Here is a 17,608-nt window from a genome sequence, read left to right as displayed (position 1 = left end):
CTAGTGCCGGTTTGCGCAAGGTTAGGGAACAAAACACGATGGTTTTTTCTGAAAACCTTTACATTGCCAATAGCGGGGGCGTGTGATGTTCACCGGCTTTTTCTATAAGCTGAAAGAAAACCGCGTTCCGGTCTCGTTACGGGAATACCTGACATTGCTTGAGGCCGTCGAAAAGGGCTTGGCGGGCTATTCGGTTGAGGATTTCTATTATCTGGCGCGCGCAAGTCTGGTGAAGGACGAGCGTAACCTTGATAAGTTCGACCGCGTCTTTTCTGCGCATTTTAAAGGCGTGATTGATCTGGCCGAGGGCATGGACGAAGTCGCCGAGGCCGACATCCCCGAAGAATGGCTGCGCAAACTGGCCGAAAAATTCCTGACCGACGCAGAAAAGGCCGAGATCGAGGGCCTTGGCGGCTGGGACAAGCTGATGGAGACGTTAAAGCAACGGCTGGAAGAGCAAAAAGGCCGTCACCAAGGGGGCAATAAATGGATCGGCACGGCCGGAACATCGCCGTTTGGGGCTTATGGCTATAACCCCGAAGGGGTTCGTATCGGGCAAGATAAATCGCGTCATCGCCGGGCGGTAAAGGTTTGGGACAAGCGCGAATTTAAGAACCTGGATGACAGTATCGAAATCGGCACCCGCAATATCAAGGTGGCGCTTCGTCGATTGCGCAAATGGGCGCGCACCGGGGCCGCCGATGAGCTTGATTTACCCGGCACCATCACATCAACCGCGCGCCACGGCTGGCTTGATGTGCAAATGCGCCCGGAACGCCATAACGCGGTCAAGGTCCTGATGCTGTTTGATATTGGCGGATCGATGGATGACCATATTCGGGTCTGCGAAGAATTGTTTTCCGCGGTCAAAACCGAATTCAAGCATCTGGAATATTATTACTTCCACAATTGCCCCTATGAAGGTTTGTGGAAGGATAATGCGCGCCGCCGATCTGATCAGGTTTCAACGTGGGATGTGATCAATACTTATGGTGCGGATTATAAATTGGTGATTGTCGGCGATGCCACCATGAGCCCCTATGAAATCACCTATCCCGGTGGGGCGGTGGAATATTGGAATGCCGAAGCCGGTGCGGTGTGGATGCAAAGGTTGCTCGATCATTTCGAACATGCCGCATGGATCAATCCGCAGGCTGAAAATTGGTGGCGTCATCACCAATCCATCCAAATCATGCATCAATTGATGGGCGGGCGGATGTTCCCGTTAACCCTTGATGGGCTGGATCGCATGACCGTCGAACTTAATCGCTAGGCCGATTTTCCGTTCGCGTCTGCGCGCCCGTCTTGACCAAAAGGGCAACGAATTCATCGATATTGATCGGTTTTCCCAAATGCGCATTCATCCCCGCCGCCAGACATTCATCCCGGTCGGCGTGGGATGCATTGGCGGTCATCGCAACGATTGGTAATTCCGACTTTGTTTTGAATTTGCGGATTTCACGGGTTGCCTGGATGCCGTCCATGCCGGGCATCTGAACGTCCATAACCACGAAATCATAATGCCGGTCCGGGGCGAGGGCTTTTTCAATCCCCTCAAGGCCATTTACGGCAAAGTCGACTTTTGCACTTTCGTTTTGCAGCAAGCCTTTTGCCACTTCGCGATTAAGCAGATTATCCTCGACCACCAATATATTCATGCCTTCCAGCCGGGTGGATTTTGACGTCGGGCCGGTATCGTCAATCGTGTTTTGGATATTGGTTTCGCCTTCCAGTGCGGATTTAAGTTTTTGCGGAACGAAAGGTTTATGCAGGCTGCGCAGGTTTAAGTTTGCCGCGGTTTGGGCCAGCTTGCTTTGGCGGCGCGACAGCGAAACAATCTTGGTCTGGTCGGCATCCATCGATGACAGGGTATCGGCAAGCTTGTGTATGTCGTCATCAGAAAGCCCGTATTCATCAATGACAACCGTTGCCGATGAACGCATTCCGCTGTCATGACCGGGGCCAGTGGAAAGTGCGGCAATCAATTCATCGGATGAGGCGGCACATACGGCGTCATAGCCCATGTTTTGCAATGACGTTTGGTGAACGGACGTGGACCGCGCTGTTGATGCCAAAAGATATACTCGCTTGTTTTGCGCGCTATGAGCCGCGATTGGCGACGTCTTTTTTGATCCCGGCGGCAGGTCGAAATCAAGCTCGAACGAGAAAACGCTGCCCTGACCAAGCGTGCTTTTCACATCAATCTTCCCGCCAAGCTCGGCAATGATGCTGTCACTGATCGCCAATCCAAGGCCGGTGCCACCAAATTGACGCGTGGTAGAGGCTTCTGCCTGTGTAAAGCCGGTAAACAGGCGGGATAATTGTTCGTCCGAAATCCCAATGCCGGTATCTTCAATCGCAAAACGGATGCGTTTTGGCGCGTCACTTTGTGTGTCCACGCAACGAACGGAAATGCAGACATAGCCGCTTGATGTGAATTTCAACGCGTTGCCCGCAAGGTTGGTCAAAACCTGTTGCAGTTTCAGACTGTCGCTAATGACTGATGTTGGAAGGTCGGGGCCGATATCGAAAAACAGATCAATGCCGTCATTATGATCATTGCCATAAAGGACGTTCCCCAACTCATCGAGCAGTTCGATCAGGTTGAACTCATGCATGTCGAGTTCAAGTTTCCCGGCCTCGATTTTTGAATAATCCAGAATGTCATTCAGGATCCGAAGCAGCGCCTTGGCCGAACTTTGGGCTTTGATCAGAAAGTCGTTCTGGGTTTCGGTCAGCTCTGTCTGCTGGGTTAATTGCAACATGCCAAGGATGGCATTCATCGGGGTGCGGATTTCGTGGCTCATATTGGCAAGGAAGTTTGACTTCGCGCGATTGGCGCGATCCGCACTTTCCTTGGCCTGTTGCAGTATTTCTTCACGTTGGATTTGGTCGGTAATGTCGCGGTTAAAGCCGGTCACGCGAATAGCCCGACCATTTTCGGTGCGTTCGACTTCGGCACCGGTCTGGATCACCCGTCGTTCGCCCGCGGGTGTGAAAATGTGGAAGTTGATGTCAAAATCGCCATGTCCATCAACCATCGACATCAGGCGCTGTTGAACACCTTCAACTTCGTCCGGGTCCAGTCTGGAACGCCAATCTTCAAATGTGGTTTCCCGTTCTTTCATCGATGCCGGGTAACCATAGATTTCGAACATATGTTCGTTCCAATGAAGCTTGTTGGTCTCTATATCCCAGGACCAAACCCCCATTTCCGCCACTTGGGCGGCCATTTCAAGCTGGTTACGCACAGATTCCAGTTGGCGGCGGAATTTGTATTGCGATGTCACATCAATCGACACACACAAGAATCCCCCGTGGGTACCATCGTCATTTTGAATTTTGGAAATCACCGCCGACGCATTGAATTCTGAGGCGTCCTTTCGGATATGTGTCCAATCCTTCGTGGTCGCATGCCCCATAAGGGGTTTGTAAAACAGGGCCTGTTGATTTGGAACCTGTTCGCCAACCTGTTGGGAAAGTTGGGATGCATAGGCATTCAATTCAGATGGCATGAACAGCTGCAAAAGATTGATGTGATCGACAGCTTCGTCTTGGGAGTAGCCAAACAGATGCTCTGCCCCGGTGTTGAAAACCGTAATCACACCGTTTTCATCTGTGGCGATGATGGCAACGTCCGACGCAGACCGCAAAATATTCATCAGCAACGAATTGACTTCGGTAAGCTCGGCCGTGCGTTGCGCAATCAAAGTTTCAAGATGCGTATTCATCTCGCTGATGCGGCGGCGGGCTTCGTTTTGGGCCGTATAATCACGCATTGTTTTGGACGATCCAATGATCTGCCCGGTATCTGATTTGATCGGTGATGCGGTCACCGAGACATCAATAATCGTCCCATCCTTACAGCGGCGCTGCGTTTCAAAGTTCTTCGTCGGAGAACCACGTGACAAACGTCGCGAAATCGCGGCTTCTTCTTCTTGCAACGTGTCGGGCACCAGAAGCGTTTTAAACGGCTGGCCTAGTGCTTCTTCCTCGCTATAGCCAAATAGCGCCGTTGCACCGGGGTTCCAGCTTGTAATAACGCCATCTAAGTCGCGGCCAATAATCGCATCAAACGAGTTTTCAACAATCGAGGCCAAAGCAGCGCGGTTTTCCATCGCACGGCGTTTTTGAAGGCGACTGGACATAAATGCAGCGAACAAAAGCGCAAGCCCCACACTGGCCGCTGATCCCACGGCAAGGACAGTTTCATGGGGCAATAGGTTCAGTCGATTGATGAATTCTGGTGTGGCGGTGAAATGCACCGACCATGTGCGGCCAAAAAGGGTGATGTTATCAACGCTGTTAAAGTCCGATTGCTCAAGATTTTCTGTCGGAAGGTTTTTGAAAAACGAAACGGGATTGTCGGGTTCGGTGACGTCGATCAGTTCCAGCACAAAAGACCCGTCATAAAAATCTAGATCGGCAAGAACCTCTTCCATCAGAAGGGGCGCATAGCTCCAGCCAAACGCGGCGGCAACCCGCTGCGCTTGGGTTTGAAGCAGCATATGCGGACGATAGATCGGGGTCAGGATCAAAAACGACTGTTTGGGGTTGCCTGTTGCCTGCACAAGGGTAATCGGCCCGGTCAGTTGAACCGTTCCTGTGCGCATGGCATCGTCGGCGGCTTTGCGTCGGTTGGTTTCTGATCCGATATCAAGACCGATGGCTTGTCGGTTGCGGCCAGCGGGCTCGATATACTGAATGATATAGCGTTCTTGGTTATTGGGGGTCAGTTGGCGGATGGTAAAGGACGGTGCGCCGTCTTCACGCGCACGTTCCAAAAATGCAGCCTCGTCGCTGACATCAACCCGACGGATAAAGCCAAATCCGCGCGCACCGGGGAATTCCGTATCGATATCGCGCACTTGGCTATATTGCACAAATTGGCGGCGGCTTATGCTGTTTTCGCCAGTCGCCAGAATGACGCCCTTGGTGCTGCGCAGACCATATTGATACAGACTAAACCGTTCCCTGATCGCCGCCGTCGCCTTGGCGGATGCGTCATCAACGGATGCCTGAATATAGGCCATATTATTTTGCCGCAGATACCATGCTTCCACGGCGGTCAGGCTAATGCCGATAAAGGCAATCAGCACCGAAAGCAGCTTTAGTTCTTTTTGTGAGAAACTGTATTTGAATGGGAACACAAAACCGCCGCCAAAATGATGTCAAACGTCATGAGTTATGAAATTGGGACTGGCGGGCCGCTTTTCTAGTTCCGCGTCAATTTTCCTGTTTGTCACCTGCCAAAGGAACTCAAAGGTGCACCAAACGTTGTGATCTCCATGTAACCGTTTCATGAAGAACATAAAAACGGCGTAATGGCGCGTTTGTCTGTCATGAGGCTCGGCCTATAGTCCAGAAAACACCGCTATAAAAATATGCCGGTGGCACATGGAATTAAGGAATTTGGGATGCTGATAAAAAAGACGATCCGCGCGGCACTGTTTGGTGTCGGTTTGTCGGTTGCAGGTTCGGTTATGGCGTTGAACGCAGCCGGGTTAGGGATTGGCACCGCCGCCGCACAGGACATCACCCAGGAAAAAGTCGTGATCGCCCATCGTGGTGCGTCGGGATATCTACCGGAACATACGTTGCCTGCTGTTGCGTTGGCCTATGGGATGGGTGCTGATTACATTGAACAGGATGTGGTCCTGTCAAAGGATGGCGTGCCGGTGATCTTGCATGACATTCATGTTGATACCACCACCGATGTCGCGACCAAATTCCCCGACCGCAAACGCGAAGACGGGCGCTATTACGCGATTGATTTCACCCTTGAAGAACTCAAAACCTTAAATGTCACTGAACGCTTTAAGGCCGATACCGGCAAGCAAGTGTTTGTACAACGCTTCCCGAAGGAATTTGGCATTTTCAAAATCCCGACCCTTGAAGAAGAAATCAAGATGATCCAGGGGCTGAATAAATCGTCGATCCGAAAAGTCGGGATTTATCCAGAAATCAAAAACCCGGCCTTCCACCACGCCGAGGGTCAAGACATCGCCAAAGCAGTCGTCTCGGTTTTGGAAGAATGGGGCTACAACAATCCGTCTTCAAATGCCTACCTGCAATCGTTTGACTGGGCCGAAACCAAGCGGATCCGCAACGAATTAAACTATCAGGGCAAAATGGTGCAGCTGATCGGCGAAAACAGCTGGGGCGCGCCAGAAGGTACGGACTACGATTATCTAAAATCCGATGACGGCATTTTGGAAATGGCCAAGGTTGTGGATGGCATCGGCCCGTGGTTGCCCCAAGTGATTTCAGGTCTAAGCGAAAAGGGAACCGCGGTGATGACACCAACCCTGATCGCCGCCCAGCGTGCACAGCTTACCGTGCATCCCTATACCTTGCGTGCGGATAAATTGCCGAAATGGGCTGGGGATATGAATATCGCGCTTAAGGCGATTTTTGATGATGCCGGGATTGATGGCGTCTTCACCGATTTCCCTGATCAGGTTGTGCAATATTTGGCCGAAAATCCCGCAGCCTAATGGCGGGGCGATGAAACATAACGCGGTCTGATGCGTTATGGGACCTATAGAGTTTCTAACTTCGGTGTTCCCAATCTGTGTTCATACACGAACATTGGTCGATGGGGGCGTCAACCAAGGAGGTAATGATGGCAAAAGTACTCGTACTTTATTATTCGATGTACGGACATGTGGAAACCATGGCGAATGCTGTGGCCGACGGCGCGCGCGCCGTTGCCGGAACGCATGTTGATGTGAAACGCGTGCCTGAAACCATGCCCGAGGACGCCGCCCGTGAAGCCGGTGCGAAAATGGATCAGGTTGCACCCGTGGCCGAAGTTTCCGATCTGCCTAAATACGATGCGATCATCTTTGGTGTGCCGACCCGCTTTGGCAACATGCCAGGCCAAATGCGCACCTTCCTTGATCAGACCGGTGGCCTTTGGGCCAACGGCGAACTGATCAACAAGGTCGGTTCTGTCTTTACCTCGACCGGCACCCAGCATGGCGGTCAGGAAAGCACCATTTTGACAACCCATGTGACTTTGATGCATCTGGGCATGGTCATTGCCGGTGTCCCGTATAGCTGCGAAGGCCTGACCAAAATGGATCAGATCACGGGTGGTTCACCTTATGGTGCGGGCACGCTTGCCGGTTCTGACGGGTCACGCACCCCGTCGGAAAACGAGCTTGATATCGCCAAGTTCCAGGGCAAACACGTTGCCGAACTGGCCGCCAAACTCGCAGGGTAATTTACACCTTCGATTTGGACCTAAATCGCGAAAGGCAGCCTTAATCAAGGCTGCCTTTTTTGTTTGGCTTTGGGGTTTAGGGCGAAACAACAACGGGCATAAAGGGGCCTTTCGTCCGTTGGCTCCGCCCGTTTTGTTGGTCAAATGGAAACAATCAGATGCCTGATTGGGTCTTGTTTGGCGACAGCTTTATGCGACAGTGATGGGTATAAAGCTCTGTCTGGCACGACTGCCGATATGATCAGGAGGATAAAAATGTCTAACTCTGTTGAAAATCCGCGCGGCGTCGAAAAAGTTCTGCGCGCCATGGATACATCTGATGGTGCGGGTGTCGCACTTCGTCGGTCCATCGGAACGCCACAGCTTGATATGCTTGATCCGTTCCTGATGCTTGATTCGCTTTCGACCGATAAGGCCGATGAATATATCGCCGGCTTCCCCGAACATCCCCACCGTGGTTTTGAAACCGTGACCTATATGGTCGAAGGTGCCATGCGCCACCAAGACAGCATGGGCAACGAAGGTATCCTGCGTTCTGGCGGGGCGCAGTGGATGACGGCCGGAAGCGGCATTGTACATTCCGAAACGCCCGAACAAGAAGACGGCCTTTTGCAGGGCTTTCAGCTTTGGATCAACTTGCCCGCCAAGGACAAGATGATTGATCCGCGTTATCAGAATATGGAACCGGATGAATTGCCGGAAATCTCGCCGGTCGATGGCGCGCAATTGCGCCTTCTTGCGGGATCCATGCATGGTGCAACCGGCCCGATTAACGGCATTTCGACCGATCCGGTCTTTGTCGATGTCAAACTCGAACCGGGTGCCAAAGTCACCATCCCAACGCCCAAGGGCCATACGGCGGTTGCCTATGTCTTTATCGGCGATGCGGTGGTTGCCGACAAGCCTGTCCCGACCCATCACTTGGCGATCCTTCAGGACGGCGATGGCGTGACCCTGGAAGGTGGCGAACATGGTGGTCGCATGCTGGTAATTGCTGCACGCCCGATCCACGAGCAAGTCGTGCGCTATGGCCCATTCGTCATGAGCAGCAAACAAGAATTGATGCAGGCCTTTGAAGATTACCAGAACGGTAATTTCGTCCGCAAAGCGGCGTCCTAAAGCGTTTCGGCACTGCTTAACGATATGCCTTTAAAGACGAAGCCCTGATCCATCCGGATCGGGGCTTTTTCGTACGCTGTCGTTATAATCCCCAAAAGAAAAGCCCCCGCCGAATGAACGGCGAGGGCTTCTTTTATTTGGCAAAACTGCCAGCGTGATCGAAAACCGATCAGGCCATTGCAGCTTTCAGACCTTCGTCCAGTTTGTCGAGGAACTGGTTGGTGGTCAGCCATTTCTGGTTCGGGCCGATCAGAAGCGCCAAATCCTTGGTCATGAAGCCAGCTTCGACGGTGTCGACGCAAACTTTTTCAAGGGTTTCAGCAAATTTGACAACTTCTGGCGTACCGTCGAATTCACCACGGTATTTCAGGCCCTGCGACCAAGCAAAGATCGACGCAATCGGGTTGGTCGAGGTTTCTTTACCCTGCTGGTGCTGACGATAGTGACGGGTCACGGTGCCGTGTGCTGCTTCTGCTTCGACGGTCTGCCCATCCGGGGTCATCAAAACAGAGGTCATCAGACCGAGCGAGCCAAAGCCCTGTGCCACGGTGTCAGACTGAACGTCGCCGTCATAGTTCTTACAAGCCCAAACGAAACCACCGTTCCATTTCATGGCACATGCGACCATGTCATCGATCAGGCGGTGTTCATAGGTGATGCCAGCTGCTTCGAACTTGTCTTTGAATTCTTCCTGGAAGACTTCTTCAAACAGGTCTTTGAAACGACCGTCATAGGCTTTCATGATGGTGTTTTTGGTCGAGAGGTAGACCGGCCAACCAAGGTTAAGGCCATAGTTCATGCAAGCACGTGCAAAACCTTTGATGCTGTCATCAAGGTTGTACATCGACATCGCAACGCCCGAGGACGGGAAGTCAAAGACTTCATGCTCGATGGCTTCGCCGCCGTCTGCCGGCTGGAACTTGATGGTCAGTTTACCTGCGCCCGGAACTTTAAAGTCGGTCGCACGGTATTGGTCACCAAATGCGTGACGGCCAATAACGATCGGCTGGGTCCAACCCGGAACCAAACGCGGCACGTTCGAGCAAATGATCGGCTGACGGAAAACGGTACCGCCAATGATGTTACGGATGGTGCCGTTCGGCGACTTCCACATCTTTTTCAGATCGAATTCTTCAACGCGCTGCTCATCAGGGGTGATGGTTGCGCATTTCACACCAACGCGGTGTTCCTTGATGGCGTTTGCCGCATCAATGGTGATCTGGTCGTCGGTCTCGTCACGTTTCTGAACCGAAAGATCGTAATATTTCAGGTCAATGTCGAGATACGGCAGGATCAGTTTGTTTTTGATGAAATCCCAGATGATCCGGGTCATTTCATCGCCGTCAAGCTCGACGACTGGATTCTTAACTTTAATCTTGCTCATGGAATACTCCCTTGCTGGCCGCGGCCGAGTTACAGCGCGGCTGCCATTCAAGATGGTTCATCTTTGTCTTCCGGCGCGCGAGGGAGCGCCCTGGCCGCGTCGGGAGCCCGAACATACAGGAAGCCACCAGAAAATCAAAGAGGGTGAGCCAACAACATTATCCGGATCGATCAAAAGCCGGATTTCCCGCCGGTTTGATTGGGGTTTGGCGCCGGTTTGCCATCCCAAAAACCGCAATGAGGCCCGCTATTTAGGCGTGCGTCTCGAATTTTTACAACATGACGATCAAGGTGGCGAAAAAACAAGTCGACCTGACACGGATCAAAGAAGCCCCATGCCAACCGCCCCTAAGGTTGGGGTGTTGAGGGGAAAGATCGGAGACTCCGATTGGGGCGTGATCTTTACAAAAAGGGGACTGTCATGATTGCGACAATGGAAAATAACATCGTCATTCTTTTGTGCCTGATCGGTTTCGGACTGCTGGCGGTGGGGTTCAGCAACCGTGACGAAAACTGGGGCCTGTGCACGATGTGGGTCGGGGCCCTGACGATGTTCGGGCCCGTTGCATGGCGCTTGCTGACCCTGTTTGACTAGGGCCGCCGCCAAAACGGGGTCGGGGGACCATGTTTTGGCTTTTACCGCCGAAAAGGCACGGCTTTGCCAGATCATGCTTTTGGACGTACGGCTTTTGCTGAACCTGTTTCTTACGCCGTTTTGTCCGGATCAAGCCCATAGCCACGCAGGAACATATCAACCGAGCCAATCACGTGTGATCGCAAATCCTTGGCCTGCGGTTCCCAATCGACATAGGACATCTGGCGAATGTCGTAATCGGCTTTGATCAGGCTGGAAAAGAAAATGGCGGCCTGTCTTGGGTCGCCCTTGGGAAAGCGTCCTTCGTTCATCTGACGTTCAAAATAAGACGTGATGATCCGCCGCCCATTCATCAGGCCCGTTTCGTAAAAGATTTTCCCAAGCTTGGGAAAACGCGGCACTTCAGACAGAAACAGCCGCATATAACGGATTGTATCCGGGGCTGTCAGAAGCTCCATCAGCGTTTCACCGTAATGAATAAGTGCCGCCCGAAGCGGAAGGTCGGTGAGTTCAAGACCGGCCATGATCGATGTAATGCGCCCGGTGCAATCGCGAATAACCGCCTCAAACACCCCATCCTTATTGCCAAACAGCTCATAGATCGTGCGGCGTGATCCACCGGCCTCTGCCGTGATCATTTCAAGCGTCGTGCCGGCAAATCCATGCTCGCAAAACAATTCGCGTGCCGCCGAAATCATGGCGTCACGGCGTTTGAGCGTTCTGGGATTGAGCTGTTCGGTTTTCATAAATTGAATGTTTCCAATTTCGCGCTTGACGTTTGGTACTGGTTGGTACCATATAAATGCAAATGGTACTAATCAATACCAAAAGGGCTTAGACGGCGATGGATGTGAAGAAAATCATACTGCCCCTGGTCGCAGCAGCGATCATTGGCGGCGGTGCCTATTACGGTTTCTATTGGCTGACCGAGGGTCAGTATTTCGAAAATACCGACAATGCCTATTTGCAGGCGGACGAAGTTGCGATTTCGCCCAAGGTATCGGGATATGTGGGCGAATTGCGCGCCGATGAAAACCAGTCGGTGCGCAAGGGTGACTTGCTGCTGACGATCAAGGACGATGATTTCCGTCTCGAAGTCGCCAAGGCAACCGCCGCCCTTGAAGCCCGCCGTTCGGCGGTTGCGACAATGGACGAACAAATCACCCTCCAGGAAGCCGCCATCCATCAGGCCGAAGCCAATGTGCAAATTGCCAAGGTCGAGCTTGATCGCACGACCGAGGATTTTGACCGCTATAAGGATCTGGTCAAAAAGGGTGCGGCCAGCCGCCAGAAATATGATTACGCCAAGGCCGACCGCCAAACCGCACAGGCCCAAGTCGCGGTGGCAAATTCCACGCTGACCGTCGAAAAAAGCCGGCTTGGCGTTCTAAAAGCCCAGAAAACTGAGGCCGAACGTGCCGTAAGTCAGGCCCAAGCCGCACGTGATCTGGCACAGCAATCCCTTGATGATACCCGCGTTTATGCCCCGTTTGATGGGGTTGTTGGCAATCGGTCGGTGCAAACTGGTGCGTTGGTTCAGCCGGGCGAGCAACTGCTGGTTCTTGTTCCGCTGCCCAACGTTTACATCGTTGCCAATTTCAAGGAAACCCAGATCGGCCATATGGCACCGGGTCAAAAAGTGCAGGTTGAAGTCGACGCCTTCCCGGATGCCGATATCACCGGTCATGTGCAAAGTTTCGCCCCGGCAACCGGATCGCAGTTCAGTTTGCTGCCCCCCGAAAATGCCACGGGCAACTTCACCAAAATTACCCAGCGCGTTCCGGTGCGCATCGCCCTGGATCAAAGCAAATGGACCGATGCCCTGCGCCCGGGCCTGTCTGTGGTTGTTGATGTCGATACCCGTGATGCCGATGGCAGCCAACATGTTGCCGCAAGCGGCCTTGTCCCGGCCGATGTTTCCAAAACGGAACTGTCGGAGCGTAACTAATGGCCAGTGCCAGTAGCGATACCAACAACACTGCCAAAGTGCCCACATCAGCAGACAGCGGGCAGATTGATCGCGCCGCCTTTATTGGCTGGGTCGCGATGGTTATTGGTATGTTTCTGGCCATCCTTGATATCCAGATTGTTGCAAGTTCGCTCGAAGATATTCAGGCCGGTTTATCGGCAAGCCCCGATGAAATTGGCTGGGTGCAAACCAGTTATCTGATTGCCGAAGTCGTCATGATCCCGCTTTCGGGGTTTTTGTCACGGCTGATTTCGACCCGCTGGCTGTTTGTGATGTCGGCTGTTGGCTTTACGATGATGTCGGTGGCATCGGCCTTTGCGTGGTCGATCGAAAGCATGATTTGGTTTCGCGCGCTACAAGGCTTCCTTGGCGGGGCGATGATCCCAACCGTCTTTGCTACCACCTACATCATTTTCCCACCGGCAAAACGGAATACCGCCTCGGTGATGATCGGGTTGATTGCCACCATGGCGCCGACGGTCGGGCCGACATTGGGCGGCTTTTTGACCCAGTCGCTGTCATGGCACTGGCTGTTTTTGATCAATGTTCTGCCGGGGCTTTTGATTGCCCTTGTGGTGGGCATGACGCTTCACATTGATAAAGGCGATCGATCCCTGCTTAAGGGGTTTGATTTCAAAGGCCTGATTGCCATGGCGGTATTTTTGGGCAGCCTTGAATATGTCATGGATGAAGGCCCCAAAGACGACTGGTTTGATGAACGTGCGATTGTCTATGGCACGATCATTTGCGTCATTGCCGGGCTGTATTTCTTTTGGCGGATGTTTCGCTATGACAAGCCGATTGTCGATTTGAAATCCTTTACCGACCGCAACTTTACGATGGGCTGCGTGTTTAGCTTTACGCTGGGTATCGGGCTTTATGGCAGTGTCTATGTCATGCCGCTGATGCTCGGGCGTATTCGGGGCTATGACAGTCTTGAAATCGGTATTGTCATGGCGGTCACGGGGATTTCGCAATTCCTGAGCGCGCCGATCGCCGGCAAAGTGACGGCAAAATTCCCACCGCGCGTGGTTCTGGGATTTGGCTTGGCGTTGTTTGCTTTGGGCCTTGCGATGCATGGCTTTAACACCAGCGAAGTTTCCTTTCACGAGCTGATCTGGCCACAGGTCGTGCGCGGGGCGGCGATGATGTTTTGCATGTTGCCGGTCACTGATTTGGCCCTTGGCACCTTGCCGCCCGAAAAGATCAAAAACGCCAGTGGTCTGTATAACCTGATGCGGAACCTTGGTGGGGCGATTGGCATGGCGGCGATCAATACGTTGCTGGATAAACGCATCGATTATCATTTTTCGATCTTGTCCGAGCATATCAGCCCGGCCAGCACGGCCTTTAAAAACCATCTGGCGACCTTGATGGCGCGCTATTCGCAAATGGGCATTGCCGAACCGCATGCCGCGGCCATGAAAACCATTGTTCAAATCGTCACACGCGAAGCATCAATGATTTCATTTAACGATGTTTATCTGGCGATGGCAGCGACCTTTGTGGTGGCATTGCTGTTGCTGCCCCTTGCCAAACCTGCCCGCCATGCGGCTGGTGCCGAAGGTGCGCACTGATCAAACCCATATCCCCCTGATCGCCAAAAGTGGCAGGGGGCTTTGAAACAAGCCGCACACTGTCCCCCGACCCCGCAAGCGTATGCTTGAGTGCGGCTTGGCCGGTCCCCTTTCCCCGGGGGGCCGGCTTTTTTCTATTTTGATCTCGGGATAAAAAAGAAACGCCCGGGGAAGCCCGGGCGTCTCGGCCTTCCGACCTAGGGAGATTTCGGAAGGACTTCAGGGCACATGCGGACAATCATTCAATCTGGGGGGCAAATGATTGGCGCTTGGTTTTCATGGGGTATGAAAACCTGTGACCTGTTTTCTTTAATCAAGACACCCCCAAACAGGGGGCGCCAGACCCGCCTCGCAACATCGGAATCTGGCAAATGCACTTACGCAGATGGGGACTTTTTGCATTCGTCTTGCTACGACGCCCAAGACCTAGCGCGGTTACCAAAAATTGAAAAGAGATCGAGAACACACGTTTTTATGTATTAAGGCTTGCATCGCGGCGGGCATGGGATGTCCGGTGTCTTTGTACCCAAAGAAACACCGCGCAAGGGTGTTAATGTCCTGTGCGCGGTGTTGGGTTTGGGGCGGAATGCGATGCGCGTGGTTACCGAATGCCTGCGCGCAGGAACGCCTGAATAAACTGGCGTTGGAAAATCAGAAACGCCACCAAAAGCGGTAAGATCGTCATCAAGGTGGCCGCACTGATCACGGAAATATCCACCCCGGTTTCAGGTGCGCCAAACAGTGATAATCCCACCGTTAACGGACGGGTGTCGGGCGAGTTGGTCACAATTAGCGGCCACAGGAAGTTATTCCAGTGGGTGGCAATGGACACCAGCGCATAGGCCAGATAAACCGGTTTGGCGGCAGGTACATAAACCTTCCACAAAACCCCCATCCAACTGCATCCTTCAATCCGCGCGGCTTCTTCCAGCTCAAGCGGCACGGATTTAAACGCTTGGCGCAAAAGGAAGATACCAAACGCACTGGCCATATACGGAAGCCCGATGCCAAGGGCGGTATCAAACAGGCCAAGCTTTGAAATGATCGCGTAGTTTTCAACAATCAGCACTTCGGGCAGGATGAAAAGCTGCAGCAAAACAAGAATGAAAACCGTGTCGCGGCCCTTAAATTCAAACCGGGCAAAGGCAAACCCCGCCAAGGTACACAAAACAAGCTGCCCGGCCAGAATAAGTGTGACCAAAATCACCGTATTGGCAAAATAGCCAAGCCACGGCACCGCATTCCAAACATAGACGAAGTTTTCAAACGTTAATGGCGTTGAAAAATCCAGTCCAAGCGCCGTGCCCGATGGCTGCAACGCGGCCCATGTGGCAAACAGCAATGGTGAAATCCAGACAAGTGCCAAAACCCATGCCCCGATGGCATCAAAAACCTTATCAAGGTCGGGCAGGCGGCGTTTGTTGGGCATGGAAGAAACAAGCGTATTCATCGGTAATGGGTCCGTTTTTCAACCAGTCGGAACTGAATGACGGCAACAATGCCAAGGGTCAGCAAAACAAGCATGGTCATGGCCGCGGCATGCGGGGTATCGAAATACGAAAACGCCATTTCCCAAATCCAATACAGGATCAGCTTGGATGCGTTATTGGGGCCGCCCTTGGTCAGGATGAACAAATGGTCGATCAGTTTGACCGAATTGATCATCGCATTCACAAACACAAAGATCGTGGTCGGCATCAAAAGCGGCAGCAAAACCCGCCGCGTATAGGTCCAACGACCCGCCCCTTCAATCCGGGCGGCTTCACGCAAATCTGGCGGAATGGTCTGAAGGGCAGCCAGATAGAAAATCATGAAAAACCCGGACTCTTTCCAGATCGTCACGACAATGATGGATGCCAGTGCCGTTTGCGGCTGGCCCAGCCAGTTGGTCGGTTCTGCGCCGAAAAATCCGGTGATTTGGTCAATCACGCCAAGGTCGGGCGTATAGAAAAACAGCCATAAATTGGCCGCGGCAATCATCGGTAAAATGGTCGGCGTGAAATAGGCACTGCGCACGAAACTGCGTGCGGGAATATGCGCATTGGCCCAAAGCGCCATGGCAAGCGCAAAGAAAATAGAAACCGGAATCGTGACCCCGGCATAGATCAGATTATTGATCGCAACCGTGGCAAAGGTCGGATCAGAAAACAGATCGCCATAATTTTCAAACCCGGCAAAAACCGACGGTCGGCGCGTTGTCCCACGGGTAAACAGACTGTGCCAAAATGTCGCCACGGCCGGGTAAAAGGCAAACAAGCTCATCAAAGCCAGGGCAGGGGCCGCCAGCATCCAGCCATAAAGGGCCAGCCTGCGTTTTTTAAGTTGGGCCATTTCGTTCATGCTCGGCGCGTCCTGAAGTCAAAATCACAAAACAAATCAAAAAAGATAAAAGTGCCGAAGCGGGCATTGGGCACCCGCTTCGACGTGCAGATCTGTTGGCACATCAAATGCCAGCCAAATTACCGGCCCGCTTATTGGAAGGCCTTCAGAAGACGGTTTGCGTCTTCCTGCGCACCATCAAGGGCTTCTTTTGGTGTTTTCTCACCGGTCAAAGCCGCCTGAATGGCGTTGTTCAGGCCATCACGCACACGCGCGGTGTCATAGGTGGAGAATTCCGGGATCGCGACTTCAAGCTGATCACGCGCCACAAGTGCCTGCGGGAAATCAGCGGCATAGGCTTTAAGCGCATCGGTTTCATATGCCGCGGGGGTTACCCCGACATAACCGGTTGCCATTGACCATTCTGCTGCACGTTCTGGGGCGGTCATGTATTTGATCAGTTCAAGCGATGCTTCTTTTTGGGCATCGGTTGAGTCTTTGAACATATAGAAGTTACCGCCACCGGTCGGAGAGCCCGGCTTTTTGTGTTTTGGCAACATCGCAACGCCGAAATCAAATTTGGCTTCGCGTTTCACAGCCGACAGGTTGCCGGTGGAATGCCACATCATCGCGGTCTGACCCTGAACAAAGGCCTGACGCAGGGTGCCCCATTCAATCGTGCCTTCGGGCATGATTTTTTCATCCACCGCAAGACCGCGCCAGAATTCAAGCGCCTCTACAACGGCCGGATCATTGAAATAGGTCTGGGTGCCGTCTTTGCTCATCAACTCTTTGCCGTTCTGAATGGCAAAGCACTGGAACATCCAATACGGATAACCGGTTGATGGCACCATCAGGCCCCATTTGCCGTCTTTGGCAAGGGCCTTGCCATCGGCAACCAGTTCTTCCCACGTTTGCGGCGGGTTTTCCGGATCAAGACCAGCAGCCTTGAACATGTCCTTGTTGTAGTACATGACAATGGTCGAACGCTGGAACGGGATGCCCCAGGTTTTGCCATCGACTTCACCATTGGCCATCAAGGCTGGGTAAAAGCCGTTCAGCCATTCTTTGTCTTCGTCGGTTTTGACAACATCATCAAACGGTACAATCAGGTCCTGTTCGATCAGGTCATAAACATCGATCGAAAACATCACTGAAAGCTGTGCTGGCTCGCCGCTTTTGATCGCCGACACGGCACGCAGACGCGTATCGTCATAGTTCCCGGCATAGATGGCGTTGACTTTGACATCCGGGTGTTCGGATTCAAAACCATCAATCATGCCATCAATCACATCGGTCAGCGGGCCGCCAACAGCGATCGGGTAATACATGGTCAGCTCGGTCGCAGCAAAGGCTGGTGTCGCGGCCGCGGCCATCAGTCCGGCGGCAAAGGCCGCACGGGTTACGATGTTACGCAT

At 52.9% G+C, this 17,608-nt stretch carries 13 protein-coding genes; 7 read left to right on the top strand and 6 right to left on the bottom strand.

From position 1 onward, the window contains the following. Nucleotides 1-85: 85 nt before the first annotated feature. On the top strand, nt 86-1,273 hold the full coding sequence (locus tag HCZ99_RS06915; RefSeq protein ID WP_167446222.1) for a vWA domain-containing protein: 1,188 nt from the start codon (nt 86-88) through the stop codon (nt 1,271-1,273). Here the strand turns inward: HCZ99_RS06915 and HCZ99_RS06910 are convergent. Beyond that, nucleotides 1,263-5,150: a PAS domain-containing hybrid sensor histidine kinase/response regulator gene (locus HCZ99_RS06910; RefSeq protein ID WP_167446221.1), complete on the bottom strand. Its 3,888-nt coding sequence runs from the start codon at nt 5,148-5,150 to the stop codon at nt 1,263-1,265. The genes HCZ99_RS06915 and HCZ99_RS06910 overlap by 11 nt on opposite strands. Before the next feature lie 267 nt (nt 5,151-5,417). Between HCZ99_RS06910 and glpQ the strand changes: the two genes are divergently transcribed. From glpQ to HCZ99_RS06895, 3 genes are all read left to right on the top strand, one after another. Further along, entirely contained in the window at nt 5,418-6,497 is a 1,080-nt protein-coding gene (glpQ, locus tag HCZ99_RS06905; RefSeq protein ID WP_167446220.1) for a glycerophosphodiester phosphodiesterase, read from the top strand. A 128-nt stretch (nt 6,498-6,625) separates the two neighbouring features. Then, nucleotides 6,626-7,228, top strand: coding sequence for an NAD(P)H:quinone oxidoreductase (gene wrbA / locus HCZ99_RS06900; RefSeq protein ID WP_167446219.1), 603 nt, complete (start codon nt 6,626-6,628; stop codon nt 7,226-7,228). Nucleotides 7,229-7,483: 255 nt separating this feature from the next. Further along, the gene (locus HCZ99_RS06895; RefSeq protein WP_167446218.1) at nt 7,484-8,347 is read left to right on the top strand and encodes a pirin family protein; all 864 of its coding nucleotides are present in this window, start codon (nt 7,484-7,486) and stop codon (nt 8,345-8,347) included. 169 nt (nt 8,348-8,516) lie between these two features. Here the strand turns inward: HCZ99_RS06895 and HCZ99_RS06890 are convergent, their stop codons facing one another. Then, a complete protein-coding gene (locus tag HCZ99_RS06890; RefSeq protein WP_167446217.1) occupies nt 8,517-9,731 on the bottom strand; it encodes an NADP-dependent isocitrate dehydrogenase in 1,215 nt (404 codons plus the stop codon). A gap of 420 nt (nt 9,732-10,151) precedes the next feature. Between HCZ99_RS06890 and HCZ99_RS06885 the strand changes: the two genes are divergently transcribed. Then, nucleotides 10,152-10,325: a hypothetical protein gene (locus tag HCZ99_RS06885; protein WP_167446216.1), complete on the top strand. Its 174-nt coding sequence runs from the start codon at nt 10,152-10,154 to the stop codon at nt 10,323-10,325. Between the two features lie 110 nt (nt 10,326-10,435). On the opposite strand, the gene HCZ99_RS06880 is transcribed toward HCZ99_RS06885, so the two are convergent. After that, nucleotides 10,436-11,071 carry a TetR/AcrR family transcriptional regulator gene (locus HCZ99_RS06880; protein WP_167446215.1) on the bottom strand — a complete coding sequence of 212 codons (636 nt, stop codon included), beginning with the start codon at nt 11,069-11,071 and terminating at the stop codon, nt 10,436-10,438. A gap of 98 nt (nt 11,072-11,169) precedes the next feature. On the opposite strand from HCZ99_RS06880, the gene HCZ99_RS06875 reads away from it, so the two are divergent. Further along, nucleotides 11,170-12,273, top strand: coding sequence for an HlyD family secretion protein (locus HCZ99_RS06875; protein WP_167446214.1), 1,104 nt, complete (start codon nt 11,170-11,172; stop codon nt 12,271-12,273). Continuing rightward, on the top strand, nt 12,273-13,871 hold the full coding sequence (locus HCZ99_RS06870) for a DHA2 family efflux MFS transporter permease subunit (RefSeq protein ID WP_167446213.1): 1,599 nt from the start codon (nt 12,273-12,275) through the stop codon (nt 13,869-13,871). Before HCZ99_RS06875 ends, HCZ99_RS06870 begins: the two co-directional genes overlap by 1 nt. Nucleotides 13,872-14,472: 601 nt before the next feature. Here HCZ99_RS06870 and HCZ99_RS06865 read toward each other — a convergent pair. The 3 genes from HCZ99_RS06865 to HCZ99_RS06855 form a co-directional block, all read right to left on the bottom strand. After that, entirely contained in the window at nt 14,473-15,321 is an 849-nt protein-coding gene (locus HCZ99_RS06865) for a carbohydrate ABC transporter permease (protein WP_439654652.1), read from the bottom strand. Beyond that, the gene (locus HCZ99_RS06860) at nt 15,318-16,211 is read right to left on the bottom strand and encodes a carbohydrate ABC transporter permease (protein ID WP_167446212.1); all 894 of its coding nucleotides are present in this window, start codon (nt 16,209-16,211) and stop codon (nt 15,318-15,320) included. Before HCZ99_RS06860 ends, HCZ99_RS06865 begins: the two co-directional genes overlap by 4 nt. Nucleotides 16,212-16,342: 131 nt before the next feature. Continuing rightward, nucleotides 16,343-17,608, bottom strand: a complete 1,266-nt coding sequence (locus tag HCZ99_RS06855; RefSeq protein ID WP_167446211.1) for an ABC transporter substrate-binding protein — start codon at nt 17,606-17,608, stop codon at nt 16,343-16,345.

This window comes from Thalassospira lucentensis, from assembly GCF_011806425.1.
GTDB lineage: Bacteria > Pseudomonadota > Alphaproteobacteria > Rhodospirillales > Thalassospiraceae > Thalassospira > Thalassospira lucentensis_B.
Note: the sequence above shows the minus strand (reverse complement) of the source record. Positions and strands in the feature narration are given on the sequence as shown.